Here is a 23,597-nt window from a genome sequence, read left to right on the forward strand (position 1 = left end):
TGAAGACCAGTGGCCGCGCCTATCTGCGCGCCGATTCAAGCGCTTTCGGCAGGGCCGTTTCAAAGATGTCGAGATCGCCAGGGCGTCCCGCGCTGATCCGAATCGCGCGATCTCCGGGTGACACGAACGGCATGCGCACGAACACCCCCTGTTCGATCAGTGCTGCCAGTACAGCCTTGGCAAACGCGCCGTCCTGCCCACAATCCACGGTAACGAAATTTGTGGCAGAGGGCAGCGGTGATAGTCCGTTGGCCTTGGCGACTGACGCGATCCGGTCGCGCGCCTCGGCCACAAGTGCGATGACCTCATCCAGCCAGGCGGTGTCTTCATAGGCGGCCAACGCGCCGGCCTGCGAAATACGGGACATTCCGAAATGGTTGCGGACCTTGTCGAAGCTCTTGATCAACTCAGGTGCGCCAATGCCATATCCGACCCGCGCACCGGCCATGCCGAAGGCTTTGGAAAAGGTGCGCATGCGGATCACACGCGGATCCTCCGCGTCGATCGTCGGAGCGGTGCCGTCCGGGGCGAATTCGATATAGGCTTCGTCCAGCAGCAACAGGGTGCCATCGGGCAATGCGTCCAGCGCCTTTTCGATCTTGGCACCGCTGTGCCAGCTGCCCATTGGATTGTCCGGGTTCGAAAGGTAGACGATCTTTGCCTCGACCTCGGCCGCTTTCGCCATCAACGCGTCGATGTCTTCGTGATCATTGCGGAATGGCACTTTGTGCAGCGTGCCGCCAAAGCCCACAACGTGGTAATTGAACGTCGGGTAGGCGCCGTCCGAAGTGACCACCGGATCACCGGGCGCGACCAGCAACCGCACAAGATATCCCAGCAACCCGTCGATACCTTCCCCGATGATGATGTTGTCGGGACGCACACCCATATGCTCCGAGATGGCGCGGATCAGATCGTAATTCGTGGCATCCGCGTATTGCCAGCATTGCCCTGCTGCGTCCTGCATGGCGGCTACCGCAAAGGGCGATGGGCCAAAGACGCTTTCATTTGCACCAAGCCGCGCAAGGAACGGTGCACCGCGTTGACGCTCCTGCACTTCGGGGCCGACAAACGGCACGGAGGAGGGCAGTTTGGCGATCAGGTCGGGATATCTGGGTCCAGTCATGCCCCTGTCTATGCCAAGCGGGCAGGGTCGAAACAAGCACCTATGGACCAACCACCCGGTTTGAGCGCAGATTAAAGGACATCAATCAGCGCATGAAGGTGCTTTGTGGCAAAGTAGGTGGTTTCTACGTTCGCCTCAAAAGGCTTTAGGGGTGTCAAGCTAAAGCTGTTTTCGACACGTAACCTTGTCCGCGTCGCGGACAAAATGCTGTTTCAGCTTGGTATGTTGCCCACTCGCTTTGACCATTCAAGTGACTCTAGTGAAGTGTTCAAGTGCAAACCTATTCTTCAGTTATACATCGATAAATCGAACACTCTTGGTTCTGTTATGTTTAAAATCTTTTGAAAGGACTTATTGTTCGAATGATGATTCAAGAAATGGTAAGAGCCTGCAAGCAGTATGGCCCCAATATTGCTATTACTAGCCGAAAAGAGTTCTGCGCCGCATTCGTTGCGCTCTGCCATGCCTTCTGGCGACCGACCTTTCGGATCAAAGTTCAATTTGTGGTCCCAGTGATAAACCAAAACGTTGTTAGAGCGGCAGTGACGAAATAGCGCGACAAATTTAGGGCACCTCTAAAAATTGCCCCACCCGCTGCGCCTGGGTATGATCTCAGAGGCAAACCGGCAGCTGGAGAATGACGATGGCGCAGATGGGTTTCTTTGATCTTTCAGATCGCTACGCGAGCCTTGATGCCAAGAAGGACCCACTGGTCGAGATTGACGCCGTTGTGCCGTGGGAGGAGTTCCGTCCGACGCTGGAGCGTGTCTGGCGCAAGCCTGAGGCGGAGCGCAAGTCCCGCGCCGGGCGCAAGCCGATGGACGCGGTGCTGATGTTCAAAACGCTTGTGCTGAGCGCGCTTTACAACCTGTCGGACGACCAGATCGAATACCAGGTGCGTGACCGGCTGTCGTTCATGAGGTTCCTGGGCCTCGGACTGGAGGATCGGGTTCCCGACGCCAAGACGGTCTGGCTCTACCGCGAAGGGTTGGCGCAGGCGGGTCTGGTCGACGAACTGTTCCGACAGTTTGACGGGTATCTGTCGCGGCAGGGCTATATCGCGCGGGGCGGTCAGATCTTGGATGCGTCCATCGTGCCGGTGCCGAAGAACCGCAATACCCGCGAAGAAAACAAGATCATCAAGAGCGGCGAGGAGCCCGAGCACTGGAAGGGCAAGCCGGCCAAGCGGAGCCAGAAGGACGTCGACGCACGCTGGACGAAAAAGCACGGCAAAAGCCATTACGGCTACAAGAACCACGTGAACGTGGATCGCAAGCACAAGCTGGTGCGGCGCTACCATGTCAGCGATGCCGCCCTCCATGACAGCCAGGCGGTTGATCACCTCCTGAGGGAAGGCAACACTGCTGCGGGCGTCTGGGCGGATTCAGCTTATCGGTCAGAGGAGATGGAGGCCAAGCTGCGTGCCCGGGGCCTGAAGAGCCGCATCCACCGCAAGGGCAAGCGCGGCAAACCGCTGAGCAAACAGGCCAAGGGCAGCAACCGGACCAAATCCTCGGTGCGGGTCCGCGTTGAACATGTCTTCGGGGCGCAGAGCAACGACATGGGTGGCACGCTGGTGCGCACGATCGGCATGGTGCGGGCCAAGGCGAAGATCGGGATGAAGAACCTCGCCTACAACATGCGCCGCCTCGTCCAGTTGCGCCGCATCAACCCGTGCCCGGCATGAACACCAGGCAAACCAGCGAGCAGATTAGCCTGCGAAGGTCGAAAGACAGAGCGTAACGGGCTCACAGCCGCGAATGTGCGGGCATGCAGGGCCGACAGTAGACGGCCTCCAGCTTGGATCACGTCATGAGACGCGCTGCGTGGCCCCGAAATCGGTCAAAAATCGAGGTGCCCTTTAGATGAGTTTTTATGACCCAGAGCAGGGTTGTCCAAAATTTTCATAACGCTTTCTTGGTCAGGGGCAACGCCTTCCCATTTAGGAGGGCATTGTTGCAAAAGTCTGACGACGAAGGATTCACTTCGCGAATCCATGGCGTTAGACGCGGTGCATGAGCAAGCCATCTCCCGCCCGCTATCGCACGACGAACTGGTCCAGCTACAACGCGTCACTCAGGAAGCGGGGGTCTCTGCTCATCTGGGTCGACAAGGACATGACCTGGCGCGCGCCGCGTGACAGTCGACCCGGACGTCCGGCGGTGTTTTCCGATGCGGCCATACAGTTCTGCTTATCGATCAAAGTCCTGTTCAAGTTGCCGTTGCGCCAGACCGCCGGAATGGTGGCCAGCCTGCTGCGACTGGCCGGCCTGGACTGGCCCGTGCCGGACTTTTCCACGCTGTGCCGCAGGCAAAAGACCTTGGCCGTCCAGGTCCCGTATCGCCGTGCGGACGGCCCGCTGAACCTGCTGGTCGACAGCACCGGGATCAAGTTCCTCGGCGATGGCGAATGGCAGGCCCGCAAGCACGGGGTGCAAGGCCGACGCCAATGGCGCAAAGTCCATCTGGCCATGGACACCACCACCTCGGACATCCGGGCAGTCGAGTTCACCCCCAGCCGCGACGGCGACAGCCCCGTGCTGCCCGACCTGCTCGGCCAGATCCCGGCAGGTGAGCAGATAGGCACGGTCACCGCCGACGGCGCCTACGACACACGCCGCTGCCACAAGGCCATCATCGAACGCGACGCCGTTCCGATCATCCCGATCCGAAAGAACGGACGTCTCTGGAAAGAAGACTGCCCGGCTGCACGCGCCCGCAACGACACCCTGCGCGCGACGCGATACTACGGGCGGGCGTTCTGGAAACGCTGGACCGGATACCACGCCCGCAACCGGATCGAGGCGAAGATGCGCTGCCTGAAATCCTTCGGCGAGCGTATCATGGCAAGAGACCCCGACCGACAGACCGCCGAAATCCACATCCGCATCGCCCTCATGAACCGCTTCAACGCCCTCGGCACCGCCGAGATCGTCCGCGTGGCATAACGTCAGCGGGGTAAGGGGACGTCACGCCTCAGGCCGGGGTAATGCAACAACGCCATTTAGGAGCCTCTAACCACAAGCTGCGGACGTTTCCTTCTGATACCAAATCTTTGATTACACTACGTGCCGCAGGTGATGAATGGTCTTCACCCACCAAAAGTGGCCCGGACTTCAATAGCTCGGACATAGATTGAAATTCGATTTCTAGCTGCGCTTTATGCGAATCCGATGTTTCAGTTTGAATAGCCTCAGGCATGGGACCCCCTCAAATGAAATGTTCTATCGAAAACTTCTTTATTTGTGCTGTTCATAGTTCTTTAATGTTGGCTGGATTCATTCGTGATTCAAAAGGCGCGTTGCCATAGCCTTGACCCAATAGGAAAAGTGATGTGGATTGGAGGCCACATATTTTTCAAACAAGGCAAAGACCTTTTGTGTTAGTCTTGGGGATCTCTGCTTGGCGCAGGACCGGTCATTATATTGAACTTAGCTTAGTAACTCCACAGAATTTAGCAAGATGAATTCTGGTAAGTCATGCGCTACATTCCATCGCCTCCAGAGGCTACATCGAGGTTTTTCGATGTTCAAAAACAATTTAGATGGTGTACGTGAAGAAAGGCATTCGATAATTGCTTTGCCAACAGTGTTTCCTCTGCACCCGATTAAGGTCAGCTCTGCTGACATTTTCTGTAGCGACCACCAACCGCCATCATCCCGACCTAACCCGCGCGCCTTGACCCGCCGGGGCCAAGCAGCCACTTATCGCTCAGAGCAGCAAGAGACCGACATGGCCCAGACACCTCCCCCCTTTGCCCCGTTCGAATGGATGATCGCGTGGCGTTACCTGCGCGCCCGCCGTGCCGAGGGCGGGGTGAGTGTGATGACATGGATCAGCCTGATCGGCATCACGCTGGCCGTCTTTGCATTGATTGCGACCTTGGCGGTGCGTTCTGGGTTTCGGGCTGAATTCGTCGATACGATCCTCGGCTCCAACGCGCATGTGACGGTTTACTATACGCAGCAGACCGATGAGTTTGGCCGTTCGAGCCGCACAATTCAGGACTATGAGACCTTGGCGCAATCCGTGGCCGCAGTCCCCGGCGTCACCCGCGCAGCGCCTCTGGTCAAAGGGCAGGTGATGGCCACAGCCAACAGCCGCAACGCCGGGGTCGAGGTGTTCGGCATCTCGCCAGACGACCTTGCCACGATTCCGCGGATTGCCGATCCCGAGACCGCACGCGGTGATCTGGTGCGCTTTGGCGAAGGCATCGCCATCGGCTCGGGTGTGGCGCGGGAACTTGGTGTTTCGCTGGGCGACAAGGTTAAGCTGATCTCGCCCGACGGGGTGCGCACCGCCTTCGGAACCAGCCCGCGCGTCAAGGCCTATGAGGTGGTCTATGTCTTCACCGCCGGGCGCTACGACATCGACCGAACCCGTGTCTACATGCCCTTTGGCGAGGCGCAGCTTTACTTCAACCGCGAAGGTGTTGCGGATGAAATCGAGGTGATGGTCGCCGATCCCGATCGGGTCGAAAGCGTGACGCTGCCCATTGTGCAGGCCGCCGGACAAAGGGCACTTGTCTGGACATGGCAGGACGCCAGCGGCGGGTTCCTTCGCGCGTTGGAGATCGAGGACAATGTGATGTTCATCATCCTGTCGATCCTCGTTCTGATCGCCGCGATGAATATCGTGTCGGGCCTGATCATGCTGGTCAAGAACAAGGGCCGTGACATTGGCATCCTGCGCACCATGGGCCTGACCGAAGGCGCCGTGCTGCGGGTGTTCTTCATTTGCGGTGCGTTCACCGGTATCCTGGGCACCGTCGCCGGGGTGATCCTTGGCTGTCTCTTCGCGCTCTATATCGACCCGATCTTTTCCTTCGTGAACTACGTGGCAGGCGGCGGGGTCTGGGATCCAGCGGTGCGCGGGATCTACGAATTGCCCGCGCAGTTGCGCCTGCCGGATGTGCTCAGCGCGGTGGGCCTGTCTTTGGGCCTCAGTTTTATCGTGACGATCTTTCCCGCCCGTCGCGCCGCACGGATGAACCCGGTCGAGGCGTTGCGCTATGAATGATGTTGCTCTGCGATTGACCGGGGTCACCAAGACCTACAATGCGGGCAGCCCAGCAGCGGTCGAGGTGCTGCGCGGGGTGGATGTGTCGCTTGCCAAGGGCGAGATCGTGGCGCTGGTGGCACCGTCGGGTGCAGGAAAATCGACGTTGTTGCATATCGCCGGTCTGCTGGACACACCCGATGACGGCACAGTTGAAATCGCCGGGGCGGATCTGACCGGTGCGCCAGATCGCAGGCGCACTTTGGTGCGGCGGGACGAGGTGGGGTTTGTCTACCAGTTCCATCACCTTCTTCCCGAATTCAGTGCGCAAGAGAACATTGTCCTGCCACAGCTGGCCGCAGGAATTGCGCGCAACGATGCAGATGCGCGCGCGCGTGAATTGCTTGAGATTGTGGGCATTGGCACGCGAGCGCATCATCGGCCGGCAGCCCTGTCTGGCGGCGAGCAGCAGCGCGTCGCGTTCTGCCGGGCTTTGGCCAATCGGCCCTCGGTGCTCTTGGCGGATGAGCCGACAGGCAATCTTGATCCGGCGACATCCGATACGGTGTTCGACGCATTGATGGCGCTGGTTCGGGAGACAGGTCTGTCTGCGTTGATCGCCACGCATAACATGGACCTCGCATCGCGCATGGACCGCCGCATTCGGTTGGATCAGGGCAAACTGACCGCCCTGTAACACCGCCACGAGAGGGTGACATAACTCTCACGCGAACGTTTGATGCCAGTGATCGCTCCGGGCTGTTAGACCAGAGGCAACCACGAAAGGGTGTGTCCATGTTCCGTTTGCTTACCGCTGCTGCTGTCTGTCTTTCCGCGTTGCCTGCCATGGCCGCGCCTGTGTCTTTTGACGGATCGTGGAAAACTCAGAAGTTCTCGCTTTTCTCGTCCAACACATACGGGTTCAACGGCAGCTCTGTGAGTGTCGCCTCGAACGGTTCGGTATCGCTGGCGTATCGTCCGCTGCCGGAAAGTTATTGGGAGGCGTCGACGGCCAAATGGTCGTGGAGCGTGCAAGAAGGTGTGCCCGCCACCGACTTACGCAAGAAGGGCGGCGATGACCGCAATCTGGCGCTCTATTTTGTGTTCCTGCCGGATGCCGAAGCACAGGCCCTCAAGGGTGCCAGTGTGCGCCAATTGCTGACCAATGATGCCGCACGGGTTCTGGTTTATGTCTGGGGCGGGGCGCACAATAGGGGGGCAGTGTTGAGCAGCCCTTATCTTGGCAATCGGGGCAAGACGATCGTGTTGCGCGGGTCGGGCACCGGCAGTGCAAATGAAAGCGTTAATCTTGCTCGCGATTATGCCAACGCCTTTGGGGGCGGTGGTGCTGCGCTTGTGGGCTTGGCGCTGTCCGGGGACAGTGACGATACCGACACCCGCATTCGAGCGTCGATCAGCGGATTGACGGTTAACTGACCTCTGCTCAGGCGCGTTGGGTGATCCAGACGCCAAATGCCATGACAGCGATCCCGGTGGCGCGGGTGAGGCTCAGCGGACTGACCCGTGCGCCGAAAAGACCGAAATGATCGATCAACGCGGCTGAGATAAGCTGGCCCAACAGCACGAAGAACACCGCATTCCCAATACCGAAATGCGGTGCGATATAGGTGATCGACAATACGTAAAACGCCACGAACAACCCGCCCAACAGCAGATGCCGGGGGGCAAGCGGCACATTGACCAGCGCCCGTGGGCCTGTGATTAGCGTGGCCGCGGTGGCAGCCAGAAGGGCCACGCAGAAAAGCACCATCGCCGCAGCTGCGGGGGATCCGATCCTCACCCCCAAAGCGGCATTTAGCGCGGCCAAAAGCGGGATGCCGATCCCGGCGGCCAGCATGGTGAGGGCGTAGATCGGCATGGGCGGTCTCCGTGTGTCGCGATTCTGGTGCAGACTGCGCCGGGGTCCGCCGATTGTCACTCACCTTCGCACAGATGCACTGGGCAGATGGTTGCGCGAACGGGCAAAGACAGGCACTCTGCGCACAATCGAGCAAGGAGGCCGAAATGCGCCCAACCCTCATCAGTCTGACATTGGGAAGCTGCGCGGCAGCGCTTGTCGCCGCCTGCACGCCGGAGGAAATGCCCGCCGCAAGCGATGGCCGCGCGTTGTTCATGGAAAACTGCGCGGTGTGTCACGGGGTAGACGCCAAAGGCGATGGCCCGATGGCACGCGCGATGGCCAAAGCGCCGCCGGATCTGACGCTGCTTTCGGTGCGAAACGGCGGCACGTTCCCATCGGTCAAGGTGCTGTCGACCATCGACGGGTACACCAAAACAACGCTTTCCGGGCCGGATATGCCGGAATTCGGTGCGTTGCTTGAGGGGGATTTGGTGCCACTGGACACGGGTGATGGCGTTCTTACGCCGACCCCGCGCAAGCTGGTCGCGCTGTTGGAATATATCGAGAGCGTTCAGGCCACGCGGCGAGCCGGCTGCGTGCCATTGAAAAAGCCCCGCCGGTCAGCGGGGCTTGATAGCGTCAGGCGCGCGCCGAGTGCGAGCGAGGCCCGGCGATCAGCCAGATGATAAAGCCCAGCAGCGGCAGGACCAGCACCAGCAAACACCACAGCACCTTTGATCCGGTTGAGTTGTGCGACCCGATGATCGACACAAACGCCCAGATATTGAGAACAAGGAGGATCAAGCCTCCAATGCCAGTGATTTCGATACCCATGAGTTTCTCCTTGATGCGCCTTATGCAGCGCTGGCTTTGCTTTTCAGAGTTCACCATCTGCGCAGGTTAAACACGCAGGCTCAGTGCTCCCGGAGAGCGGCGATAAGCTCGGCCTTGGTCATGTCGGACCTGCCTTCGATCTCGAGCTCTTGCGCGCGGTCGTACAAATCGTCTTTGGTCCGGTCTTCATAGCTGGACGCTTTGCCACCTTTCTTTGAAGGTGACTGGTCGGGGTTCGCCTGCGCGTTGGCGATGCGCGCGGCGGCTTCCTTGCTGTGACCGTCTTCGCGCAGCGCTTCGTAAGTTTCGTCATTCTTGATAGACGATCCGTGGTCTTTGACCATGACGCTTACCCGTCTGTTGTTGCGGCTGCGGCGGGTGCGGATGTGTCTTCACCCGGCTCATTGCCTTGGGCTGCCAGGTTGGCAAGATAGGCAAGGAACAGCACGGCTGCGAAACCACCTGCCGCGATAATGCCCCAGATGGCCGGGCGATGGCGTTTCGATTGCTTTTCGATATTCGTGGATGGAGCGGACATGACGTACCTCTCTGAATGTGACGTTCAGTGTCTCAACGCTGCTCCAGGGCGGACGGTTCCATCCGGAGGCCGGGATTCCCGCGCTGTGGGGGATTTCCTGTGCCTGCCGAGGGGGACTTGCATTCAGGTCATGCCGTGCTCCGCTCACGGCCACTGCAGGCAATGGCCGAGCGTCAGGCCAGGTCTTGGCGCATGGCGTTGGTTTGGCTGCGGTCGGCGCGATAGGCGCGAGCCGCGCTCACGAGCGCGCGGAAGATGGCGCGTTGGCGGTGGGCGTAGAACAGATGTTCCGGGTGCCATTGCACACCAAGTGCAAACGGGTCGCGTATTCTCTCGATGGCCTGAATCATGCCGCCTGTATCGCGTGCGGACACGCGCAGCCCTTGGCCAAGCTGATCTACAGACTGACTGTGCAAGGCATTGACTCGCATGGGCTTTTCGCCGCTGATCAGCGACAGGTGGGTGTCACTCTCAACACAGACCTCGCGCTTGGGCAGGATCGTGGTGATCTTGCGGTCGGCACCATAGGTTGTCCAAGCGTCCTGATCCAACGTCCCTCCAAGCGCGACGTTCAGCATTTGTGATCCCCGGCAGATACCCAGCACCGGGATATTGCGCTCCAGTGCCGCTTCGGCGAGGCAACGCTCCAATTCGTCGCGCTCGGGGTCGAGTTTGGCCGAAATGCCAAGCTTGCCTCCATACATTTCCGGGCCGATGTCATCGCCCCCGCCGATGATCAGCCCGTCCACATGTTCAAGGTCGACAATCCGCCCCACGCCCCAACGCAGGCCGCGCCCGCCGGTGATCCAGAGGTTCAGATTGATCAGGGGGTACACCCGCCAGCCGGTGCGGGCCGAGGTGGTCACGGCAATCAGCGGTCGGCTCATAAATCGGCCTTTGCGTCGTGATCCTGAAGCAGCGTGTCGATGGTTTTGACCCAGACGGATTTTCGCTCGAACCACGCAGCGTCATGTGTTTTCCATGCATCACGCAGCGCCGCCAGCAGGGTGTCATTGGCGGCCACGAGTTCGACCTGCCGCCACAACTGCCAGGGCTGGCGCAGGGACCAATCCGCCTCGTCGATGCGGCTTTCGGGCAGGCGGAAGTGAAAGGTGGGGCGCGCGGCGGTTTTGTCGTCGATGTCATAGCATTCGGCGAACAAATCCGGCTCGGCATGTTTGAAGAGTGGCAGCAGATCAAGGCTGAGGTTGCGACTCTGAATGTGCGCGGCGGCCATGCGCATGAGGTCGGCAAGGCTGTTGTAGTCGTTGTTCGCCAGATCCGAGATCAACCCCTGTGGCCATGCTCCGATGAACGGCATCATACGTCGGGTCGTGTCGACCTGTTCCTTGTCGCGCAGCCAAGGTTCAAGCAGCGCGTAAGCGGTGATCGTGTCAAGCGTGAAGCGGTGATCGGGAGCCACCACTTCGGGGTTCACATGTACGCCAAACCCCAACAGAACACCGCTGCGCGATCCCAGCGCCCCGATGCGGCGCAGGCCGGTGCAGATCGTGTTGAACTCTTCCAATTGCGTGCGGCTGAGCGGAGGCGTCACCACCTCGACCGGGATCAGCCCGCGAAATGCGTCCAACCCTTCTTTGAGAAACGGCAGGTCGTCGCGTTTGCGCAGCGTGATGTCCAGTTCCACTTCGATGTCACCAAAGCGGGTGTCGGACACAGTGACGCTGTGATCGCCGCCATCCACCAAGGAGCCGCCGAAGTCCTTTGCGATAAGAGCGCCGGTCTCGTGCTCGGTGGGACCGGCGAATTCGATCTCGATCCCACAAAGGCGCTCATTGCCGTCTGCGGTCTGTTCCATCGGCAGGGCGGGGAAGGTCGGTTTGGTCTGGATCATATCACGCCTGTGTTGGTGCAAGGTCTGCGTCTGTCGCCGGGTCTGGCTGGGGTTGGTGCGCCATGAACGCCGTCGCCCAAACCAGAAGAGGCAGAGACACGATGCCTCCGATCGGTCCCCAGAGCCATAGGCCGAAGAGGATCGCAAGAAAGACAACAAGCGGGTTCAACTGTAGGCGTTGGCCGACAAGGGTCGGGGTCACGAACTGTGCTTCGGTCATATTTAGCATGAGATAGGCCAAAGCGGGCAGCAGCGCGTAAGCCCCGTTGAATTCGGTGAACCCAACAACCGCAAGTGCCACCAGCAACATGACGGGGCCAAGGTATAGAACGAAGTTGAGGATAAAGGCGGCGGCCCCCCAGAGGATGGGGTTCGGCACGCCGATTACTGTCATCGCGGCAAAGACCGCAGCGCCAAGGCCTGCATTGATGGCGGCCACCGTCACGAAATAGTGGGATACGGCCTTGTCGGCTTGCCGAAGCGAGGCTGCCTTGCCTTTGACCGTGGCGTAGATTTCGTTCTGCGTCAGCGTGAAGAAAAAGAAGGTGCCTGCAAAGGTCAGCAATTGCGCGGCAAAGTTCGGTGCCATCGACAGGGCGTCCAGCAGGCTTGGCATCGCGGCCTCAACTTCCTTGCCGTCTTCTGCGAGGCTTTGCTCAAGTTCGATCTGTACAGATTCAAGTCCGCGAATGGCCCGGCTGGCGTCGATCACCCACCAGCGGATTTCGTCTTCGATGCGGGGCACCTGTCCGATCAGGTCCATCACGATAGGGCCAAGGCCCGCGATCAGCAAAACGGTCGCTGCGCCGACAAACAAAAGGCTGATGCTTGCGCTGACGGCGCGGGGAATGCCCAAACGGGCCAGCAGGCGCATGCCGGGGGCGGCCACGATGCCCACGATCAGGCCAAGCGTGACCGGCGCCAGCAAGCCCTTGGCCAGCTTCATCGCGGTCACCACCACCACCATCGCCACCAGAACGATACAGATTGTCTCGAGGCGGGTGCGAAACTCGGTATGTGCCAGCATCATGCGCTTTGGGGTGTCCCGGCAAATTCGGCGCGGGCTTCGCGCAGGCCGGTGTCGACGGCCGCTTTGCCCTGCCATTCAAGTTGGGCCATTTCGTTGCGAAGCACAGCCTCGGCGTCGCGCATCATTTTGTCCCGCGTCGCGCCCATCAGGTCTGCCTCAGCCTTGGTCGATGGCAGCAACGCCCCGATCAATGCCCCGATCCCAGCGACGATAGCACCTGTCAGAAATGGCTGACTCTCATGGGCCTCTCGCGCGTGGCGTGCGCTGCGACGTGCCTGACGGTCAAGTTTTTCTTGTGCTTCGATCACCTTAAGACGTGCTTCGGTAACGCGGGCACGGGCGTCGGGTGGCAAACGGTCCAGTCCTTTATCCAGCGACCTGCGCAAAGTCGATGCCGAAGGGGACTGCGCGAAGCGGCCGGTTTCGACCTGCGCACGCGCTTTCATGTTTCGGTCCGCACGCGCGATCCGGTCGTCGATATTCTCTGTCGGATCTGGCTGGCGTGACGCCGCAGGGCGCTGGCCTGCATTCAGCGCGATCACAGCCGCACCGATCCCGACAAGCGCCAGTCCCGAAGGCGATCGTTTTACACCCTCCATCAAAGCTTTGGTGACGCTTTGGCCTATATCGGCAGTCTGACCAACCGCCCGCTTGGCAGTTGCTTCCGGGTTGACCGATGTGGCCAGAGCACTGATCTGGTCTGTCAGGTGCGCCCGGTGGGTTTCCGCGTTCCGTTCAAGTTGATCTGTATTAGGCACGTGCCATCTCCTTTACTGCGTCGATGTCTGATTTGACTTGTTTCAGGGTCCGCCGCGGTGCGAGCGCTGCCGAGGACAGGCGCGACTTGCCCATAAGTACGAACAGCAGGGCGAGCGTCAGGCACGCGATTGCGACGATCAGGGCGGCCCAGTGATAGGCGACGCCTAACGCCGCCACACCCAGTATTGCTGCGACCGCAAGCGCAGTGAGCCCCACAAGCGCGATCAACGCGCCCAGACCAAACAGCACAAGCCCGGTGCCTGCCCGGACTGCGCTGTCCGAGAGTTCGCGCCGAGCGAGTTGAACCTCGGCGCGCAGCAGCAGGCGGGCTTCGTCAAGGATACCACCGATCAGGCTGCGCAGATCAGTTGGGCGTTGGGTGGTCTGGGTCATGCGGCATCCTCCGTCTGGTTGAGGTGCCCCGCCCATGGGTCGTTGGCATCGTCCGCCGCACCGCGTGCACCCTCACCGGATTTCAGAAACCGTGCCGCAGCAAAGCCGGCCAGCGCCGCGCCGCCAAGAAACAGCAGTGGGTTTTTGCGGGCAAAGACAGCAACATCGTCGACCATTTCGTCAACCGGGGTGTTGCGCAAATGTGCGGCAACTGCGTTGATCTGGGCGCCCACCTGTTCAAGCGCTGCGGCCTGAAGCGTGTCGCGGTCGAATTCATGGCTTGCAGCATGCGCCGCACTTGCCGCCTGCTCGGCGGTTTCGGCCGTTTGATCGCGCGTGTGTTCGGCTTGTGTATGGGCAGTCTGCGCCATCTGTGACTTTGCGTCTTCTGCCATGTCTGCCGCGCGGTCCTTTGCGGTGTCGAATACTTGGGATGTGGTGCTCATGTCGTCCTCCTTGGAAAGGTCTTGATCACGCGGTTTCGGGCAGGGTTGCGATCCGGCTGCGCAGTGCGTTTCGCTGCTCGGTCAGGATTGTGTGCAGCGTGTCTTTGGGGCTGAGGCTGTTGATGGCGTCGTCGTAGCGTTTGACCACGTTTTCTTCGCCATCGGCCACAGCTTGCAGTGCGCCTTTGTCGATATCTGAAAAGAGGTCGCGAAGTTTGACAGCTGTCTTGTGGACGTCGCCCATGACAGTGCCAGAACGATCCAGTTCAAACCCCTCTTCCGAGGCAATGCGTTCTATCTCGCGGATGTCGCGGTCATGTTGTTGGGAGAACTCCGTCACATACGCCCGGACAGACGGCTCTGCCCGTTCAATCATGGCCTCATAGCCTTGGCTGATGTCGATCAGAGTGTCGAACAGGGACTGCAGACAATTGTGTCGAGTGTGGTTGGTCGTCGTGGACATTCTTATCTCCTGCGTTGAACAAAGAACGCGCTATGGGCGGCAGAGTTCCCGAAGGTCGCGACGTAATGTCAGATCAAAGGACGCCGTGCGGCAGGCACGCCTGCGGATAAGCCAAGCTCGGCCAATGCGTTGGGGCGATGTACGGTCAGCATCTCGCTTGACCATGTAACCACCCCCTGAGACCGTAACTTTGCCAGCGTTTTGTTTGTGTGCACCAAGGACAGCCCCATGGCATCCGCGATATCCTGCTGGCGGTAGGGCAGGGGAACCTGATCATTTTTGTTCAGACCCAAAGCGGTGAGGCGTTTGTAAAACCGGTTCAGAACCCAAGCGATCTTGGCCATTCCGTCCATCTGGCCAACGGCGGCCAGCATTTCGCCCAAGAGGAATTCCTCGGTCGCCGCGACATGGGTCAGATCAAAGGCCCGGCGAGGCTGGTATTTGAAGAGATCCCAAAGCTCAGAGCGGTTGAACACACACAGTGTCATCCGGGTCGCGGCCTCGACCGTGTGTTTCATTTCGCCCATGACACCGCTTTGCAAGCCGATGAAATCTCCCGGAAGAATGAAGCCGACAACCTGACGGCTGCCGTCTTCGAGTGTCTTGTAGCGCAGGCCCATGCCATCGAGGACGGTGTAAAGCTGGGAGGAGGATGCGCCTTCGGCCAGAATTTCGGTGCCCGGTTGGGCGATAAACTCCCCGGTTTTGAAGCGCGACATGAACTGAAGCTCATCTTTTGACATGTCCTCGAACAAATCGAGCTGTCGCAATGGACAGTTTTCGCAATTCGTTTTCATGATGCCTCGCTATGTCATAGTTTAATGCGCAAATGCTTCCGGGGTGTCATGCGTGACGAAACTCCAAAGGAATTTAAGACATGACTGAGTTGACGACATCAGCTCCGAAAACACTGATCATTTCGAACAACATGGTCGAAGCCGATGATTTGACCGAGATCCTAACCGGGCAAGGGTTGGGGCCCGTCGTGCACGTGCGCGGAGTTGCAGATGCACATGACGCGCTGATCCAATCGGGAGAGCATCTCAGATTGATGCTGTTCGGATTGTCGATGCACCGGCACGATGTTGCAGATTTTCTTACAACATATGATGCCAGCACGTGTCCGCTGATCTTGATTGACGGTCCGTCCGAATTTTCGGATCGGGCAGGGGCGGGCGTTTTGTTGCGCCCCTACTCGACCGACGATGTGCTTGCCGCGTTGGCGCGGCTGGGGTTCGGCACTTAGGCGCGTTTGTTCAGCGCAAGGCCCAGAACAACACCGACGCCCATGGCACCCAGAACGGCCAGCGTCGGGTTGCGTCGCACCGCGCTGTCGAACTCGCCCTGAATGGTCTGCGCTTGATCGACACCACGTTCTGCAGTCTCTAGCGCCGTGTCGCGCAGTTTGGCGCTTGCGTCCTGAACGCCCTCTTGTGCGTGTGAAACTGCGGCCTTGATCCTGTCCGATTTTGGCAGCGATTGCGCCCCCGTGTCTTCGTGCACGTCCGGGCGATTTGTCTGTGTCTGTGCCATTTTCAGTCTCCTTTCATTTCCACACCAACGCCTGTGGTGCCGCCAAAGTTCCTCGGAACCATCGCTGTCGAACAAGGGTTGAGAGGCCAGTTGCTGAATGAAAACGGAAAGGATTTTCCCATGCTGTATTGGGCTACGATATTCTTTGTGATCGCTCTAATTGCCGCAGTGTTCGGATTTGGCGGCATTGCATCCGCCTCGGCCGGGATCGCGCAAATCCTGTTTGTAGTATTTGTGGTGCTCTTCGTCGCAACCCTTATCGTTCGGGCTGTGCGATCGTAAAAAAAAACCGGAGCGGGTGCGCTCCGGTTTTTTGTTGCTGTCAGGCTTTCAACGTTTCCGTGGAGGAGAAGAACATCGCCTGGCTGACCGCAGAGCGGACTTGCTCTTCGGTGTAGGGTTTGGAAATCAGGAATGCGGGTTCCGGGCCTTCACCTGTCAACAGACGTTCTGGGAAGGCGGTGATGAAGATCACTGGAGTGTCCGGATTATCGGCCACGATCTTGTTCACGGCGTCAATGCCGCTTGATCCGTCGGCAAGCTGAATGTCCGACATGATCAGATGCGGCTTTTCCGAGTTGAACAGTTTGACGGCCGCGTCGGCAGTGCGGGCAATCCCGGTTACCGCATGACCCATATCCGCAACGATGGCTTCAAGGTCCATGGCGATAATGGCTTCGTCTTCGATGATCATCACGCGACCAGCCAATGATTTTGCCATTTCAGTATAGGCGATATCGACAAGCTTTTCCGACTCTCCGGAGGTGATGTCCAACACGCTGGCCACATCGTCAAAGGACATTTCCTCGATTGTGTGCAGCAGCAACGCTTCCCGCGTTCCCGTTGTCAGGCGGGACAGATGTTTCTGGGCCTTTGCGGCGACGCCTGTTTCAGAATCGCTGAAGGTTGCGCCCGAAGTGGACCAGATCGAATGGAAGACCTTGAACAAGGCGACCTTGTTAGAGGCTTCGTGATCAAAGATGGATGTATCGCTCAGGATCGCTTCAAGCGCCGCGACAGCGTATTTGTCACCCTCGACCTGTGAACCGGTGAGAGCTCTCGCATATCGGCGCAGGAACGGAAGGTTCGCTCCGATCTTGGAGGTCAGGTCCTGGGGTTGTTCGGTCGACATAGAGAAAAGCTCCCACTTTTTTTGAATGTTACGGGAACCAAACGCCCTAGATAGCGTTAGGTTCCCGCTGACGCGCGACAAAAGTGCATAATTCTGAAGGGCTACATGAAACAGGATCGGAAATTATCAAGCCTTGAGCAAGAGATCGAGGCAAACCTCAAGCGGGTCTATGAGGACGTTGCCAAACAAGAGGTGCCGGATAGGTTCACCCAGTTGCTCGAGCAGCTTCGGCAAGCGGACAAACCGTCAACGGGGTCGTCAAATGACTGACCCCAAAGATGAAATCGTAGAGCATCTGAGTGCGATGCGTGCCTTCGCCATGAGTTTGACGCGCAATTCAGCGTTGGCGGATGACATGGTGCAGGATGCTTTGGTCAAGGCGTGGACGAAAATCGACTCCTACAAACCAGGCACGAACATGCGGGCATGGTTGTTCACGATTCTCCGCAACACCTATTATTCGCATCATCGCAAAGCGCGTCGCGAAGTTGCTGATGTCGACGGTGAAATGGCGGCATCGCTGGCGCAAAAACCGGATCATGACGGACGGCTTCAGATGCGCGACTTCAACCGGGCCTTTGACCAGCTGAACGATGAACAGCGCGAAGCGTTGGTGTTGGTCGGCGCGGGCGGCTTTTCCTACGAGGAAGCGGCAGAAACCTGTGGCGTCGCCGTTGGCACAATCAAAAGCCGCGTGAACCGCGCACGAAAACAATTGGTCGAAATCCTTCAGATGAGCGATGACGAAGTGATGGAGGCGACCGATATCGTGACCACCGGGATCGTGACCAACCAAAAGAACGTCGCCTGATCCGGCGCAAGAATGCCGGTCATGCAGAGGGGAAGCTTGTGTCCGATCCCGTGCGCGCCATGCACCCCGACTCTGCACCGGAGTTGGAAGTCCTAATCACTGCAGAAGAGGCGTGGCCCGCATTCGAGCGGGCTGTACTGCAAGCGCGCTCATCGTTACATGGGTCGTTTCGGGTCTTTGATCTGCGCACACGGTTGCGCAGCCCCGAGGCGCAGAGCGTTGGAAAAGACTGGTTCGACCTCTTGGCGCATGTGATCCGGCGCGGTGTGTCGGTCACTTTGGTGGTCAGCGATTTCGACCCAGTCATGGCAACGCCTCTTCACGAGCTGACATGGCAGACTGTGCGACAGGGTGCGGCTTTGGCCGAGATCGCAAATGCCGCGCCGGGGCAGGTCTCCATCACCGCAGCACTACATAACGCGCGTGCGGGTATCCTACCTTGGGGGATATTGCTGCCTGCCGTGCTCAAACGCAAATGGGACCAGTTGGCCGGCTTGTCCAAGGACCGTCTGACACGACAGGCCGTGTTGCTTAACAAGCAACCCTTGCCCGAATTGCGCACGGTCACCCATCACCAAAAGCTGGCGGTGGTCGATGATGATACGCTCTTCATCGGTGGTCTTGATCTGAATGAAAGGCGGTTCGACACGCTGGACCACAACCGTCCAGCACGCGAAACATGGTCTGACATCCATCTGTTGATGCGCAACGGGCCAGAGGTGGCCGAAGCCAAGAGCCATCTTGACACGTTTCTGGATGTGACATCGGGCAAACGCGCAGCCCCACAGCTTGATACGATCAAGCGCACCATGTCGGCGCCGCGACGTATGCAGTTTCCTTATCTGTCGCCGCGTACGGTGGTGAATGAGATCGAGGCGACGCATATCCAGAGTTTCCGCTCTGCCCGCCACCTGATTCATATTGAAACGCAATTTCTTCGCTCCCGACCGATTTCGGCGGCCTTGGCCGAGGCTGCGCGCCGCAACCCGGGGCTTCATCTCGTGGCGATCTTGCCGGCCTTGCCGGAAAGCCTTGCGTTCTACGACGAAGATGGGCTGGACACGCGGTTTGGCCTTAGTCTGCAACAAGAGGCAGTTGGTCTTGTCCAAGACGCCTTTGGCGACCGTGCACTGTTCGCGTCGCCGGTGCGACCGGTCATGGCCTCGCGGGATTGCAGGTCTGCGCTTGCGGGGTCACCGATGATCTATGTGCACAACAAGGTTCTGGTCAAAGATGACGATTTCGCGCTGATCGGGTCCGGAAACCTGAATGGTCGATCCATGCGGTGGGATACCGAAGCGGCGGTCGTCATTTCAGAGCCTGCAAAGATGCGCGTCCTGCGACACCGATTGCTGTCGCATTGGTGGTTCGACGCGCTTCCGGCCGAGGCTGTGCGGGCCGACACCTTGTTCCCATGGTGGGCGCGGGCCGTTGCGGAAAACGGAGTGTGCCTGCCGGAAAACAGAACGGGTTTCTTGGTGCCCTATGATCCCGAAAACCATGCGCATTTGGCACAAGCCCTGCCGGGGATCACCGAAAACATTGTCTGACGGAACTTGACACTGCTGCCCATGGTTCCTTTTGTGACCTGCAAGGAGACATGCCTATGAGCCGTGGACGTTTCGCCCACCGCCCGACCCACATCCCAACCAAGGGGATTTTGGATGTCCTCGTTAGGATGTGGAACAAACAAACGCATTTGAACCTGGGTTTGATTGCAGCCGGGATCGCGTTTTACGGCTTGCTGTCCTTGTTTCCGGGCATCACCGCTATCGTGGCTTTTGCCGGGACGTTCCTTAACCCCGAGATGTTGGTCGAGAACAGCGAAGACATTGCGGCCCTATTGCCCGAAGCGGCACAGACCATCGTGCTGGGACAGTTGCGGGATGTGGCGAATGCCGACAGCTCGACACTCAGCTTTGCTGCGTTGTTCAGCTTGGCTATTGCGCTTTATTCCGCATCGAAGGCTGTGGCGAATTTCATCGCCGGGCTGAATGTCATCTACGAAGAACGCGAAACCCGGAATTTCTTTGTGGTCAAGGCGCTTACGATCCTACTGACAATTTTCCTGATTGTCGGTTTGCTGGTCGCCATCATCGTTGTGGCTGCGATCCCGGTGATCGCAGCGATTTTCGGGGATTACGGCATCATTGACGACGTGGTGATGTTCCTGCGTTGGCCTTTCCTGTTTCTCATGGGGGCGTTCGGGATCGCGGTGCTGTACCGATTGGGGCCAAACCGCAGGTCTGCGAAATGGCGCTGGCTGACACCAGGAGCGTTCGTGGCTTGTGCGCTTTGGGTGGGGGGCAGTTACGGGTTCAGTCTCTATGTCCAGTCATTCGGGTCTTACAACGAAACGTTCGGCGCGTTGGGTGGGGTCATCATCCTTCTGACCTGGCTGTGGCTTTCGGCGTTCATTGTGCTTTTGGGGGCATTGTTGGATGCCGAGCTTGAAGCGCAGACCAAACGCGACAGCACCGTGGGCGACGATCGCCCGATGGGGGACCGTGGCGCGGTAAAGGCAGACACTTTGGGTGCGTCGTTCGGTGAGGAAATAACGGAACCCTCAAGCTGATCACACGTTAACCTCCCGAGCATTTTGGGAGGGATCATCATGGTCCAGACATCGTTACCGTCCGCCGATACAGCTGACCGTCTGGCGCGCATTGCGCGCGTTGCAGCGCTGCTGGACAGCCGATTCCGCGTGCCGGTCATCGGTGTTCGCGTTGGGTGGGATTCCATTCTTGGTGTGATCCCCGGCATTGGTGACGCGGTGACCACGGTTCCCGCCGGATGGATGATCTGGCAGGGCTACCAGATGGGCGCACGCAAACGCACGTTAGCCCGTATGGGGCTTAACGCTGGTATCGATCTGATCGTGGGCGGTGTTCCGATCATCGGTGATCTCTTCGACGTTGCTTTCAAATCCCACAAGAAAAACCTCGCGCTGCTGCAGAGCGACATGCAGCGGAGGATCATACACGCAAGCTCCGAGGAGGTGGCACATGGCTGAACGGCACAGATCAAAGGATGGCCGTCGCGAAACCGAAGACCTGTTTGGCGACACCGCAGGTATTGACCAGCAAGGTCGCAGTGGTGGCCGTCTGGCACGCACAGTTGGCACGAAAGACGAGCAGAAACGCAGCACGGAACGCCCGGCAGGCGCGACGCGGGTGACGAAAGACCTTGAAGATGAAGGGGGTGACGCTGATGCGTAAGTCAGGTGTACCGCAAAACGCATGGGTTCTTATCGCAGATGGCGAAAAGGCACTCTACCTTGTCAACAAAGGCGACGACATGGACATGAACCTTGTCGTTCGCGACAAGGAAGAACAGGACAATCCGAAGGCGCAGGACTGGGCCGAAAACCGTCCGGGCCGCTTTAACGACGGCCCGTCCGTACAGCGCTCGGCCGTCGATGACACCGACTGGCACCAGCTGGAAAAAGAGCGTTTCGCCAAGGACCTCGCGGAGCAGCTGTACCGGGATGTGCACAAGGGACGGTTCAAAGACCTGATCATCATTGCAAGCCGCCCGGCCTTGGCCGAGCTGCGCAAAGAAATGCACCCTGAAGTGGCGGCATGTGTGCGGTTGGATGTGGCCAAAGTGCTGACCAACCATCCAATCGACGAGATTGAAGCGCTGTTGAGCCGCGAAATGGAAAATACCTGAATATCTGTGGAACTTTCTTGATGGTATCTTCGTTAACTTACTGAAAAAAGGAGATATTGTTATGAAAATCGGAGCAATTCTTGCAGGTGTCGTGCTGGTCGCGGCTGTGGCATTCGGCGTCTACATGGTCGACATCGACCAAACCGAAGACGGTGCGTTGCCGACAGTGTCTATCGAAGGCGGCAATCTGCCCGAATACGATGCCGAGGTCGGCGATGTCGACGTCGGAGAACGCGATATCACCGTGACCGTCCCGACGGTCGACGTGGAATCGCCTGAAGAAGACGCTGTTGCGTCTAACTGAATTTAACGAACGGAGAGTCTCATGGATCGCGACGTGATCGAAGGCAAATGGACTGAAATCAAAGGTCAACTGCGCGAGGCGTATGGAGACCTGACAGAGGACGACGTTGAGGAAGCCAAAGGTGACCGGGAACAGATGGAAGGTGTGCTCCAGCAGAAGCTGGGCAAGTCGAAAGACGAAGTGCGCCAGACTGTTGACCGGATTCTGAACAACATCTGAACTCTGTATCAAAACGACCCAAAGCGCGCGGCTGTTTCCCTCCAGCCGCGCGTTTTTGTTTGCCCGTTTGACAGGCGGGGCGATGCCGCAACTGCCTGAGTGCGGGGGCGCAGTGTCTTCGGGAATTGCGATATACGCGTATGGGTCGTAGCCTGTTGGTACACACCACCGGAGCACCCATGTCGACAGAAGTTCGCACCCCGATCACCCAAGCCATGCAGGAAGGCGCGTTGACGCGCCGCGAGTTGAAAGCGCTGATGGTTCGGTCTGACGGTCCCGCCTTGTGGCGGGTGCTGGTCTTTTCGCTGGCTCTTATTGCCACCTCTGGTTTGATTGCTCTTACCTATGACAGTTGGTGGATCTGGCCCGCGATGTTTGTGCATGGCGTGGTGATCGTACACCTTTTCTCGCTTCAGCATGAATGTGTGCCACACTACACGACACTGGCGGATGACGGCGATTTTGGGGCTGGTGCAGACCGGCGACATAGATTCTGAGCACGGACTCTTTCCCTCCAAGGAGTTCGTCCATGACCCGTGTCGCTCTCGCCGGCCTGTCCAACCTACTAGCGCCGCATGTGCCACTGGGCAAGTCACGCCTAGAGACCCTCTGCTTGCTCGTGCTCGGCGTGATCAGCGCACGTACCGTCAACCTGACACACATTGCTGCCGAGCGCCCCACTCGCGCAAAAGTTGCGTCGACTTACCGCCGCCTGCAGCGGTTTTTTCAACAGGTGGCGCTGCCGGAGGACTGGAGCGTCAGCATTGTGATGTCCCTGATCGGCAACCCGGATCGATGGTACTTGTGCCTCGATCGCACGAACTGGAAAATCGGCCAGTCCAACGTCAATGTTCTCGTCCTGGCCGTGGTGACCGAGCGCTACCGCGCTCCGCTGATGTGGACCTTTCTGGACCACTCGGGCAACAGCACCACGCGGCAGCGCATCGCCTTGATGGAACGTTTTCTCGCGCGCTTCGATGCATCTACAGTCCGGATGCTCTTGGCTGACCGGGAGTTCATCGGGCAGGAATGGTTCAAATTTCTCAAGGACAAGAACATTCCGTTCGCGATCCGCGTGAAGGAAGATCAGCTCATTGTCGTCGAGGGGCGCGAATACGCACTGCGATCCTACTTGTCGCGTTGCAAGGGGGAGCGCGGCTTCATCGCCACTTTACCCGCCAAGGCTGGTCAGCCAGCCCTAGAGCTGCATTTTGGGGCTCGACGCATCAAGGGTGGTGAGCTGCTGATCGTGGCCTGTTCCGAGCCTCTCCGTGGATCGCGCATCCTGCGATACTATCGGTGGCGCTGGTTCATCGAATGCATGTTCTCCGACGCCAAGACGAAGGGCTTGAACCTTGAGGATACGAGGATGACACTCTCCGAAAGGTTGAGTGTACTCATTGGCGTATTGGCAATCGCCATAGCCATGGCCTGCTACACGGCATCCAAGCTCATGGGGTCAAAATACCCCGCCCGAAAAAACCACGGCTATTGTTCCAAGTCGTGGTTCAGGACCGGCCTCGACGAGCTTCGCCGCCGCCTCAGAGCCGATGACGGCATACCGATCTTCGGCACCAAACTCGCCATCCGCAAACGTCCGCGGCCCAGAGTCGTGTAGTGTGA

34 protein-coding genes are annotated in these 23,597 nt (G+C 58.8%); 19 read left to right on the forward strand and 15 right to left on the reverse strand.

Annotated elements, in window-relative coordinates; all coding sequences use genetic code 11:
• Nucleotides 1-19: 19 nt before the first annotated feature.
• Nucleotides 20-1,126 carry a pyridoxal phosphate-dependent aminotransferase gene (locus ACK3EW_RS04870; protein WP_493808684.1) on the reverse strand — a complete coding sequence of 369 codons (1,107 nt, stop codon included), beginning with the start codon at nt 1,124-1,126 and terminating at the stop codon, nt 20-22.
• Between the two features lie 643 nt (nt 1,127-1,769).
• Between ACK3EW_RS04870 and ACK3EW_RS04875 the strand changes: the two genes are divergently transcribed.
• The 5 genes from ACK3EW_RS04875 (at nt 1,770) to ACK3EW_RS04895 (ending at nt 7,561) form a co-directional block, all read left to right on the forward strand.
• Nucleotides 1,770-2,813 (forward strand): IS5 family transposase, encoded by a 1,044-nt coding sequence (locus ACK3EW_RS04875; protein ID WP_493808685.1) that lies wholly within the window; start codon nt 1,770-1,772, stop codon nt 2,811-2,813.
• A gap of 328 nt (nt 2,814-3,141) precedes the next feature.
• Nucleotides 3,142-4,074: an IS5 family transposase gene (locus ACK3EW_RS04880; RefSeq protein WP_493806415.1), complete on the forward strand. Its 933-nt coding sequence runs from the start codon at nt 3,142-3,144 to the stop codon at nt 4,072-4,074.
• Nucleotides 4,075-4,858: 784 nt separating this feature from the next.
• Nucleotides 4,859-6,145: a lipoprotein-releasing ABC transporter permease subunit gene (locus ACK3EW_RS04885; protein ID WP_493808686.1), complete on the forward strand. Its 1,287-nt coding sequence runs from the start codon at nt 4,859-4,861 to the stop codon at nt 6,143-6,145.
• A complete protein-coding gene (locus ACK3EW_RS04890) occupies nt 6,138-6,821 on the forward strand; it encodes an ABC transporter ATP-binding protein (RefSeq protein ID WP_493808687.1) in 684 nt (227 codons plus the stop codon). The genes ACK3EW_RS04885 and ACK3EW_RS04890 overlap by 8 nt, the downstream gene beginning before the upstream one ends.
• A gap of 98 nt (nt 6,822-6,919) precedes the next feature.
• A complete protein-coding gene (locus ACK3EW_RS04895) occupies nt 6,920-7,561 on the forward strand; it encodes a DUF3047 domain-containing protein (RefSeq protein ID WP_493808688.1) in 642 nt (213 codons plus the stop codon).
• Between the two features lie 7 nt (nt 7,562-7,568).
• On the opposite strand, the gene ACK3EW_RS04900 is transcribed toward ACK3EW_RS04895, so the two are convergent.
• Entirely contained in the window at nt 7,569-8,003 is a 435-nt protein-coding gene (locus ACK3EW_RS04900) for a DMT family transporter (protein WP_493808689.1), read from the reverse strand.
• A 146-nt stretch (nt 8,004-8,149) separates the two neighbouring features.
• On the opposite strand from ACK3EW_RS04900, the gene ACK3EW_RS04905 reads away from it, so the two are divergent.
• Nucleotides 8,150-8,671, forward strand: a complete 522-nt coding sequence (locus tag ACK3EW_RS04905) for a c-type cytochrome (RefSeq protein ID WP_493808690.1) — start codon at nt 8,150-8,152, stop codon at nt 8,669-8,671.
• Here the strand turns inward: ACK3EW_RS04905 and ACK3EW_RS04910 are convergent.
• From ACK3EW_RS04910 to ACK3EW_RS04960, 11 genes are all read right to left on the reverse strand, one after another.
• A complete protein-coding gene (locus ACK3EW_RS04910) occupies nt 8,625-8,819 on the reverse strand; it encodes a PLDc N-terminal domain-containing protein (protein WP_493808691.1) in 195 nt (64 codons plus the stop codon). The two genes, ACK3EW_RS04905 and ACK3EW_RS04910, sit on opposite strands and share 47 nt — an antisense overlap.
• Nucleotides 8,820-8,899: 80 nt before the next feature.
• Complete coding sequence (locus tag ACK3EW_RS04915) at nt 8,900-9,163, reverse strand: DUF7218 family protein (protein WP_493808692.1); 264 nt, start codon at nt 9,161-9,163, stop codon at nt 8,900-8,902.
• A 5-nt stretch (nt 9,164-9,168) separates the two neighbouring features.
• A complete protein-coding gene (locus ACK3EW_RS04920) occupies nt 9,169-9,357 on the reverse strand; it encodes a hypothetical protein (RefSeq protein WP_439120567.1) in 189 nt (62 codons plus the stop codon).
• 173 nt (nt 9,358-9,530) lie between these two features.
• Complete coding sequence (locus ACK3EW_RS04925; protein WP_493808693.1) at nt 9,531-10,244, reverse strand: gamma-glutamyl-gamma-aminobutyrate hydrolase family protein; 714 nt, start codon at nt 10,242-10,244, stop codon at nt 9,531-9,533.
• Nucleotides 10,241-11,212 (reverse strand): amidoligase family protein, encoded by a 972-nt coding sequence (locus ACK3EW_RS04930; protein ID WP_493808694.1) that lies wholly within the window; start codon nt 11,210-11,212, stop codon nt 10,241-10,243. Before ACK3EW_RS04930 ends, ACK3EW_RS04925 begins: the two co-directional genes overlap by 4 nt.
• 1 nt (nt 11,213) lies before the next feature.
• Nucleotides 11,214-12,242 (reverse strand): AI-2E family transporter, encoded by a 1,029-nt coding sequence (locus ACK3EW_RS04935; RefSeq protein WP_493808695.1) that lies wholly within the window; start codon nt 12,240-12,242, stop codon nt 11,214-11,216.
• Entirely contained in the window at nt 12,239-13,000 is a 762-nt protein-coding gene (locus tag ACK3EW_RS04940) for a DUF3618 domain-containing protein (RefSeq protein ID WP_493808696.1), read from the reverse strand. Before ACK3EW_RS04940 ends, ACK3EW_RS04935 begins: the two co-directional genes overlap by 4 nt.
• Nucleotides 12,993-13,394, reverse strand: a complete 402-nt coding sequence (locus ACK3EW_RS04945) for a phage holin family protein (protein WP_493808697.1) — start codon at nt 13,392-13,394, stop codon at nt 12,993-12,995. The genes ACK3EW_RS04940 and ACK3EW_RS04945 overlap by 8 nt, the downstream gene beginning before the upstream one ends.
• The gene (locus ACK3EW_RS04950; protein ID WP_493808698.1) at nt 13,391-13,840 is read right to left on the reverse strand and encodes a hypothetical protein; all 450 of its coding nucleotides are present in this window, start codon (nt 13,838-13,840) and stop codon (nt 13,391-13,393) included. The genes ACK3EW_RS04945 and ACK3EW_RS04950 overlap by 4 nt, the downstream gene beginning before the upstream one ends.
• Nucleotides 13,841-13,865: 25 nt before the next feature.
• Complete coding sequence (locus ACK3EW_RS04955; RefSeq protein WP_493808699.1) at nt 13,866-14,303, reverse strand: DUF2383 domain-containing protein; 438 nt, start codon at nt 14,301-14,303, stop codon at nt 13,866-13,868.
• Between the two features lie 68 nt (nt 14,304-14,371).
• The gene (locus tag ACK3EW_RS04960) at nt 14,372-15,100 is read right to left on the reverse strand and encodes a Crp/Fnr family transcriptional regulator (RefSeq protein ID WP_493808700.1); all 729 of its coding nucleotides are present in this window, start codon (nt 15,098-15,100) and stop codon (nt 14,372-14,374) included.
• A gap of 80 nt (nt 15,101-15,180) precedes the next feature.
• On the opposite strand from ACK3EW_RS04960, the gene ACK3EW_RS04965 reads away from it, so the two are divergent.
• Nucleotides 15,181-15,549, forward strand: a complete 369-nt coding sequence (locus ACK3EW_RS04965) for a hypothetical protein (protein WP_493808701.1) — start codon at nt 15,181-15,183, stop codon at nt 15,547-15,549.
• Here the strand turns inward: ACK3EW_RS04965 and ACK3EW_RS04970 are convergent.
• Complete coding sequence (locus ACK3EW_RS04970; RefSeq protein WP_493808702.1) at nt 15,546-15,836, reverse strand: hypothetical protein; 291 nt, start codon at nt 15,834-15,836, stop codon at nt 15,546-15,548. The two genes, ACK3EW_RS04965 and ACK3EW_RS04970, sit on opposite strands and share 4 nt — an antisense overlap.
• A 120-nt stretch (nt 15,837-15,956) precedes the next feature.
• Here ACK3EW_RS04970 and ACK3EW_RS04975 point away from each other — a divergent pair, with 120 nt between their 5' ends.
• Nucleotides 15,957-16,118, forward strand: coding sequence for a DUF1328 domain-containing protein (locus ACK3EW_RS04975; RefSeq protein WP_439121349.1), 162 nt, complete (start codon nt 15,957-15,959; stop codon nt 16,116-16,118).
• 40 nt (nt 16,119-16,158) lie between these two features.
• Here the strand turns inward: ACK3EW_RS04975 and ACK3EW_RS04980 are convergent, their stop codons facing one another.
• Complete coding sequence (locus ACK3EW_RS04980; protein WP_439121348.1) at nt 16,159-16,968, reverse strand: response regulator; 810 nt, start codon at nt 16,966-16,968, stop codon at nt 16,159-16,161.
• Between the two features lie 105 nt (nt 16,969-17,073).
• Here ACK3EW_RS04980 and ACK3EW_RS04985 point away from each other — a divergent pair, with 105 nt between their 5' ends.
• The 11 genes from ACK3EW_RS04985 to ACK3EW_RS05035 all read left to right on the forward strand — a co-directional run bounded on the left by ACK3EW_RS04985 (nt 17,074) and on the right by ACK3EW_RS05035 (nt 23,592).
• Complete coding sequence (locus tag ACK3EW_RS04985) at nt 17,074-17,238, forward strand: NepR family anti-sigma factor (RefSeq protein ID WP_439121347.1); 165 nt, start codon at nt 17,074-17,076, stop codon at nt 17,236-17,238.
• A complete protein-coding gene (locus ACK3EW_RS04990) occupies nt 17,231-17,779 on the forward strand; it encodes an RNA polymerase sigma factor (RefSeq protein WP_085631291.1) in 549 nt (182 codons plus the stop codon). Before ACK3EW_RS04985 ends, ACK3EW_RS04990 begins: the two co-directional genes overlap by 8 nt.
• A 38-nt stretch (nt 17,780-17,817) precedes the next feature.
• Nucleotides 17,818-19,329: a phospholipase D family protein gene (locus ACK3EW_RS04995; protein WP_493808703.1), complete on the forward strand. Its 1,512-nt coding sequence runs from the start codon at nt 17,818-17,820 to the stop codon at nt 19,327-19,329.
• A 56-nt stretch (nt 19,330-19,385) separates the two neighbouring features.
• Nucleotides 19,386-20,354, forward strand: a complete 969-nt coding sequence (locus ACK3EW_RS05000; RefSeq protein WP_493808704.1) for a YihY/virulence factor BrkB family protein — start codon at nt 19,386-19,388, stop codon at nt 20,352-20,354.
• 39 nt (nt 20,355-20,393) lie between these two features.
• Entirely contained in the window at nt 20,394-20,792 is a 399-nt protein-coding gene (locus ACK3EW_RS05005) for a DUF4112 domain-containing protein (RefSeq protein WP_493808705.1), read from the forward strand.
• Nucleotides 20,785-20,997 (forward strand): hypothetical protein, encoded by a 213-nt coding sequence (locus tag ACK3EW_RS05010; protein WP_439121342.1) that lies wholly within the window; start codon nt 20,785-20,787, stop codon nt 20,995-20,997. The genes ACK3EW_RS05005 and ACK3EW_RS05010 overlap by 8 nt, the downstream gene beginning before the upstream one ends.
• Nucleotides 20,990-21,451 (forward strand): baeRF12 domain-containing protein, encoded by a 462-nt coding sequence (locus tag ACK3EW_RS05015; protein WP_439121341.1) that lies wholly within the window; start codon nt 20,990-20,992, stop codon nt 21,449-21,451. Before ACK3EW_RS05010 ends, ACK3EW_RS05015 begins: the two co-directional genes overlap by 8 nt.
• A 61-nt stretch (nt 21,452-21,512) precedes the next feature.
• Complete coding sequence (locus tag ACK3EW_RS05020; protein WP_085631300.1) at nt 21,513-21,755, forward strand: hypothetical protein; 243 nt, start codon at nt 21,513-21,515, stop codon at nt 21,753-21,755.
• Nucleotides 21,756-21,776: 21 nt separating this feature from the next.
• Nucleotides 21,777-21,974: a CsbD family protein gene (locus ACK3EW_RS05025; protein ID WP_439121340.1), complete on the forward strand. Its 198-nt coding sequence runs from the start codon at nt 21,777-21,779 to the stop codon at nt 21,972-21,974.
• 179 nt (nt 21,975-22,153) lie between these two features.
• Nucleotides 22,154-22,471, forward strand: coding sequence for a hypothetical protein (locus ACK3EW_RS05030; protein ID WP_493808706.1), 318 nt, complete (start codon nt 22,154-22,156; stop codon nt 22,469-22,471).
• Between the two features lie 32 nt (nt 22,472-22,503).
• Nucleotides 22,504-23,592, forward strand: coding sequence for an IS4 family transposase (locus tag ACK3EW_RS05035; protein ID WP_493808707.1), 1,089 nt, complete (start codon nt 22,504-22,506; stop codon nt 23,590-23,592).
• Nucleotides 23,593-23,597 lie beyond the last annotated feature (5 nt).

The organism is Marivita sp. NO-S04 (assembly GCF_059070475.1).

What these genes read in the sequence shown, in the direction of transcription:
- ACK3EW_RS04870 (WP_493808684.1), bottom strand. Translation starts at nt 1,126, where the DNA reads ATGACTGGACCCAGATATCCCGACCTGATCGCCAAACTGCCCTCCTCC.
- ACK3EW_RS04875 (WP_493808685.1), top strand. Translation starts at nt 1,770, where the DNA reads ATGGCGCAGATGGGTTTCTTTGATCTTTCAGATCGCTACGCGAGCCTT.
- ACK3EW_RS04880 (WP_493806415.1), top strand. Translation starts at nt 3,142, where the DNA reads ATGAGCAAGCCATCTCCCGCCCGCTATCGCACGACGAACTGGTCCAGC.
- ACK3EW_RS04885 (WP_493808686.1), top strand. Translation starts at nt 4,859, where the DNA reads ATGGCCCAGACACCTCCCCCCTTTGCCCCGTTCGAATGGATGATCGCG.
- ACK3EW_RS04890 (WP_493808687.1), top strand. Translation starts at nt 6,138, where the DNA reads ATGAATGATGTTGCTCTGCGATTGACCGGGGTCACCAAGACCTACAAT.
- ACK3EW_RS04895 (WP_493808688.1), top strand. Translation starts at nt 6,920, where the DNA reads ATGTTCCGTTTGCTTACCGCTGCTGCTGTCTGTCTTTCCGCGTTGCCT.
- ACK3EW_RS04900 (WP_493808689.1), bottom strand. Translation starts at nt 8,003, where the DNA reads ATGCCGATCTACGCCCTCACCATGCTGGCCGCCGGGATCGGCATCCCG.
- ACK3EW_RS04905 (WP_493808690.1), top strand. Translation starts at nt 8,150, where the DNA reads ATGCGCCCAACCCTCATCAGTCTGACATTGGGAAGCTGCGCGGCAGCG.
- ACK3EW_RS04910 (WP_493808691.1), bottom strand. Translation starts at nt 8,819, where the DNA reads ATGGGTATCGAAATCACTGGCATTGGAGGCTTGATCCTCCTTGTTCTC.
- ACK3EW_RS04915 (WP_493808692.1), bottom strand. Translation starts at nt 9,163, where the DNA reads ATGGTCAAAGACCACGGATCGTCTATCAAGAATGACGAAACTTACGAA.
- ACK3EW_RS04920 (WP_439120567.1), bottom strand. Translation starts at nt 9,357, where the DNA reads ATGTCCGCTCCATCCACGAATATCGAAAAGCAATCGAAACGCCATCGC.
- ACK3EW_RS04925 (WP_493808693.1), bottom strand. Translation starts at nt 10,244, where the DNA reads ATGAGCCGACCGCTGATTGCCGTGACCACCTCGGCCCGCACCGGCTGG.
- ACK3EW_RS04930 (WP_493808694.1), bottom strand. Translation starts at nt 11,212, where the DNA reads ATGATCCAGACCAAACCGACCTTCCCCGCCCTGCCGATGGAACAGACC.
- ACK3EW_RS04935 (WP_493808695.1), bottom strand. Translation starts at nt 12,242, where the DNA reads ATGATGCTGGCACATACCGAGTTTCGCACCCGCCTCGAGACAATCTGT.
- ACK3EW_RS04945 (WP_493808697.1), bottom strand. Translation starts at nt 13,394, where the DNA reads ATGACCCAGACCACCCAACGCCCAACTGATCTGCGCAGCCTGATCGGT.
- ACK3EW_RS04950 (WP_493808698.1), bottom strand. Translation starts at nt 13,840, where the DNA reads ATGAGCACCACATCCCAAGTATTCGACACCGCAAAGGACCGCGCGGCA.
- ACK3EW_RS04955 (WP_493808699.1), bottom strand. Translation starts at nt 14,303, where the DNA reads ATGTCCACGACGACCAACCACACTCGACACAATTGTCTGCAGTCCCTG.
- ACK3EW_RS04960 (WP_493808700.1), bottom strand. Translation starts at nt 15,100, where the DNA reads ATGAAAACGAATTGCGAAAACTGTCCATTGCGACAGCTCGATTTGTTC.
- ACK3EW_RS04965 (WP_493808701.1), top strand. Translation starts at nt 15,181, where the DNA reads ATGACTGAGTTGACGACATCAGCTCCGAAAACACTGATCATTTCGAAC.
- ACK3EW_RS04970 (WP_493808702.1), bottom strand. Translation starts at nt 15,836, where the DNA reads ATGGCACAGACACAGACAAATCGCCCGGACGTGCACGAAGACACGGGG.
- ACK3EW_RS04975 (WP_439121349.1), top strand. Translation starts at nt 15,957, where the DNA reads ATGCTGTATTGGGCTACGATATTCTTTGTGATCGCTCTAATTGCCGCA.
- ACK3EW_RS04980 (WP_439121348.1), bottom strand. Translation starts at nt 16,968, where the DNA reads ATGTCGACCGAACAACCCCAGGACCTGACCTCCAAGATCGGAGCGAAC.
- ACK3EW_RS04985 (WP_439121347.1), top strand. Translation starts at nt 17,074, where the DNA reads ATGAAACAGGATCGGAAATTATCAAGCCTTGAGCAAGAGATCGAGGCA.
- ACK3EW_RS04990 (WP_085631291.1), top strand. Translation starts at nt 17,231, where the DNA reads ATGACTGACCCCAAAGATGAAATCGTAGAGCATCTGAGTGCGATGCGT.
- ACK3EW_RS05000 (WP_493808704.1), top strand. Translation starts at nt 19,386, where the DNA reads ATGAGCCGTGGACGTTTCGCCCACCGCCCGACCCACATCCCAACCAAG.
- ACK3EW_RS05005 (WP_493808705.1), top strand. Translation starts at nt 20,394, where the DNA reads ATGGTCCAGACATCGTTACCGTCCGCCGATACAGCTGACCGTCTGGCG.
- ACK3EW_RS05010 (WP_439121342.1), top strand. Translation starts at nt 20,785, where the DNA reads ATGGCTGAACGGCACAGATCAAAGGATGGCCGTCGCGAAACCGAAGAC.
- ACK3EW_RS05015 (WP_439121341.1), top strand. Translation starts at nt 20,990, where the DNA reads ATGCGTAAGTCAGGTGTACCGCAAAACGCATGGGTTCTTATCGCAGAT.
- ACK3EW_RS05020 (WP_085631300.1), top strand. Translation starts at nt 21,513, where the DNA reads ATGAAAATCGGAGCAATTCTTGCAGGTGTCGTGCTGGTCGCGGCTGTG.
- ACK3EW_RS05025 (WP_439121340.1), top strand. Translation starts at nt 21,777, where the DNA reads ATGGATCGCGACGTGATCGAAGGCAAATGGACTGAAATCAAAGGTCAA.
- ACK3EW_RS05030 (WP_493808706.1), top strand. Translation starts at nt 22,154, where the DNA reads ATGTCGACAGAAGTTCGCACCCCGATCACCCAAGCCATGCAGGAAGGC.
- ACK3EW_RS05035 (WP_493808707.1), top strand. Translation starts at nt 22,504, where the DNA reads ATGACCCGTGTCGCTCTCGCCGGCCTGTCCAACCTACTAGCGCCGCAT.